Annotated in this window: 3 protein-coding genes; all 3 read right to left on the reverse strand. The window is 70.1% G+C overall.

What is annotated here, in order from left to right:
- The coding region (locus tag GKQ77_RS29820; RefSeq protein ID WP_219692231.1) for a TerD family protein at positions 1 to 555 on the reverse strand (555 nt) is incomplete at its 3' end.
- A 47-nt stretch (positions 556 to 602) separates the two neighbouring features.
- On the reverse strand, positions 603 to 1181 hold the full coding sequence (locus GKQ77_RS29825; protein WP_219692232.1) for a TerD family protein: 579 nt from the start codon (positions 1179 to 1181) through the stop codon (positions 603 to 605).
- Between the two features lie 165 nt (positions 1182 to 1346).
- Positions 1347 to 3491: an excinuclease ABC subunit UvrB gene (gene uvrB, locus GKQ77_RS29830; RefSeq protein WP_219692233.1), complete on the reverse strand. Its 2145-nt coding sequence runs from the start codon at positions 3489 to 3491 to the stop codon at positions 1347 to 1349.
- Positions 3492 to 3618: the final 127 nt, after the last annotated feature.

Consider the following 3618-nt stretch of genomic DNA (forward strand, 5'->3'; position numbering starts at 1 on the left):
GGCCAGCCCGCCGGCGACCGCGTCGTCGATGGCGGCGGCGAGCGCGCGGGCCTCGGGCAGGCCCTGGTCGGTGAGCATCTCGGCGAGACCGCCCGCGTACCCCTGGCCGACGGCGCGGACCTTCCAGGCGCCCTGGCGGCGGTAGAGCTCCAGGGCGACGACGGCGGACTCGGCGTCGAGGTCGGTGAGGGTGTAGCCGGCGATCTCGGCGCCGTCGACGCCGGTGACCGCGACGAAGGGCGCGGGGAGGGCGCGGAAGCTGGCCGGGCCCGCGCCGCCGGTGGGCAGGGCGAGCAGGACGCTGACGCGGTGGACGGCGTCCGGCAGGGCGCCGAGGTCCACGGCGAGGCGGTGGTCGGCCGCCGCCTGCCTGGACACCTCGAGGCCGGGCAGGGTGGGCGAGCCCGGGTGGGCCACCCATTCCACACCGCGGACCTTGCCCTGTTCGTCGCCGAGCGTGGCCCCCGCCACGATCGGCTTGCCGGCCGAGACCCGGATCTCCAGGCGGGTCCCGGGCAGCGGATGGTTCTGCCCGCGCACCAGCTCGGCCGTCATCACTCGTCCCCCTCGTACGTACGGATGTGGCTCAGTACGGATGTGGCTTACAGGTGCGGCAGGATCGACGGCATCAGGTCCTGGAAGGTGCGGCCGTTGGCGGGGTTGCCGATGGCCGTCATCTGCCAGCCGGTGCCCGCGCGGTGGACCTTCGCCATGATCTGGGCGGTGTACTGGCCGCCGCCGTCGAGGGTGTAGCGGGCCAGCTCCTGGCCGTTGGTCTCGTCGACGAGGCGGCAGAACGCGTTCTGCACCTCCTGGAAGGTCTGGCCGGTGAAGGAGTTCACCGTGAAGACGATCTGGTCGATGTGGACGGGGACCCGCTGGAGGTCGACGAGGATCGCCTCGTCGTCCCCGCCCTGGCCGACGCCGCCGACGAGGTTGTCGCCGGTGTGGCGCACCGAGCCGTCGTCGCTGACGAGGTGGCGGAAGAAGACGACGTCGACCGGCTGCTTGTCGGCGAAGAGGACCGCCGAGGCGTCCAGGTCGACCTCGCGGGTGCGGGAGCCGAACAGACCGCGGCGCGGGGCGGCCTGCCAGCCGAGTCCCATGCGCACCGCGGAAAGGGCGCCCCCGTCGTCCTTCTGCAGGCTGATGGCCTGACCCTTGGTCATGTTGACCGTCACGCGCTGTCCCCTCTCGAACTGCCTGGGCAGCCGCCTCTTGCGGCTGCCCAGCACCCTATGCAGTGCGGCCCTCGGCGCCGCACCGCGGGCCGCACATTGTGGCGGTCCTGCAACAGACCGGCCAGTACGCCGTTTCCCCTGCCCCAGGCGTGTTTCCAGGTGCCTTTAGGCCTGGCCCGCCTCTCGCATCTGGCGCAGCTCCTTCTTCATCTCCGACACCTCGTCGCGCAGCCGCGCGGCGATCTCGAACTGGAGGTCGGCGGCGGCCGCGCGCATGCGCGCGGTCATCTCCTCGATCTGCTCGGCCAGTTCGGCGGCGGGGCGGTTGGTCGGGACGGTCTCGCCCTTCTTGCCCTTGGCCTTGGCGGAGGCGCCCGCCTTGGCCGCCTCGCCGCCGAGCGCGGGCACCGGGGCCTTGGCGCCCTTGCCCGCCTTGGGCTTGCGGTAGTCGGAGCCGAGGAGCTGTTCGGTGTCGACCTCTTCGCGCGCGATCGCCGACACGATGTCGTTGATCTTCTTGCGCAGCGGCTGCGGGTCGATCCCCCGCTCCTTGTTGTACGCGATCTGCTTCTCGCGGCGGCGGTTGGTCTCGTCGATGGCCTTCTCCATCGCCGGGGTGATCTTGTCGGCGTACATGTGGACCTGGCCGGAGACGTTGCGCGCCGCGCGGCCGATGGTCTGGATCAGGGAGGTCCCCGAACGCAGGAAGCCCTCCTTGTCGGCGTCGAGGATCGCCACCAGGGAGACCTCGGGCAGGTCGAGGCCCTCGCGCAGGAGGTTGATGCCGACCAGGACGTCGTACTCACCGGCGCGCAGCTCGCGCAGCAGTTCCACGCGGCGCAGCGTGTCGACGTCGCTGTGCAGATAGCGGACCTGGATGCCCAGCTCCAGGAAGTAGTCGGTGAGGTCCTCGGCCATCTTCTTGGTGAGCGTGGTGACGAGGACGCGCTCGTCCTTCTCGGTGCGGGTGCGGATCTCGTGCACCAGGTCGTCGATCTGCCCCTCGGTGGGCTTGACGACGACCTCGGGGTCGACGAGGCCGGTGGGGCGGATGATCTGCTCGACGAAGCCGTCGCCGCGCGACAGCTCGTACTTCCCCGGGGTCGCCGAGAGGTAGACCGTCTGGCCGATGCGGCCGAGGAACTCCTCCCACTTCAGGGGGCGGTTGTCCAGCGCGGACGGCAGGCGGAAGCCGTGGTCGACGAGGGTGCGCTTGCGGGAGGCGTCGCCCTCGTACATCGCGCCGATCTGCGGGACCGTGACGTGCGACTCGTCGAGGACGAGGAGGAAGTCCTCGGGGAAGTAGTCCAGGAGGGTGTTGGGGGCCGTGCCGGGGGCTCGGTCGTCGAAGTGCATCGAGTAGTTCTCGACGCCGGAGCAGGAGCCGATCTGGCGGAGCATCTCCAGGTCGTACGTGGTGCGCATGCGCAGGCGCTGGGCCTCCAGCATCTTGCCCTGCTTCTCCAGCTCGGCGAGGCGCTCGGTCAGCTCCTTCTCGATACCGGTGACCGCCTTCTCCAGGCGCTCGGGGCCCGCCACGTAGTGCGACGCCGGGAAGACGTACAGATGGTCGTCGTCGCTGATGACCTCGCCGGTGAGCGGGTGGAGGGTGGAGAGCGCCTCGATCTCGTCGCCGAACATCTCGATGCGGACGGCCAGCTCCTCATAGACCGGGAAGATCTCGATCGTGTCGCCGCGGACGCGGAAGGTGCCGCGGGTGAACGCCAGGTCGTTGCGCGTGTACTGGATGTCGACGAAGCGGCGCAGCAGCTGGTCGCGGTCGATCTCGTCGCCGACCTTGAGCGGGACCATGCGGTCCACGTACTCCTGCGGGGTGCCGAGGCCGTAGATGCAGGAGACGGAGGCGACCACGATCACGTCGCGGCGGGTCAGCAGGGAGTTCGTCGCGGAGTGGCGCAGGCGCTCCACTTCCTCGTTGATCGAGGAGTCCTTCTCGATGTAGGTGTCCGACTGCGGGACGTATGCCTCGGGCTGGTAGTAGTCGTAGTACGAGACGAAGTACTCGACCGCGTTGTTCGGCAGAAGCTCGCGGAACTCGTTCGCCAGCTGGGCGGCCAGTGTCTTGTTCGGCGCCATCACGAGGGTGGGGCGCTGGAGCTTCTCGATCATCCACGCGGTGGTGGCCGACTTGCCGGTGCCGGTCGCGCCGAGGAGGACGACATCCTTCTCACCTGCGAGGATGCGCCGCTCCAGCTCGGCGATGGCCGCCGGCTGGTCGCCGCTTGGCTGGTAGGGACTGACGACCTCGAAAGGTGCCACCGTGCGTTCGATCTTGGATACGGGCCGCATGGAATCCACCGTACGACCCAGCACTGACAACCGGGCGGGATCAGCCGCTCAGCGGGGCTCCGTCAGCGGTTCTGCGGGGTGCGCGAGCCGGGCCGCTGCCGGGCCCCGCGGCGGGGCGCGGCGTACC

The organism is Streptomyces anatolicus (assembly GCF_019400875.1).
Classification (GTDB): Bacteria; Actinomycetota; Actinomycetes; order Streptomycetales; family Streptomycetaceae; genus Streptomyces; species Streptomyces anatolicus.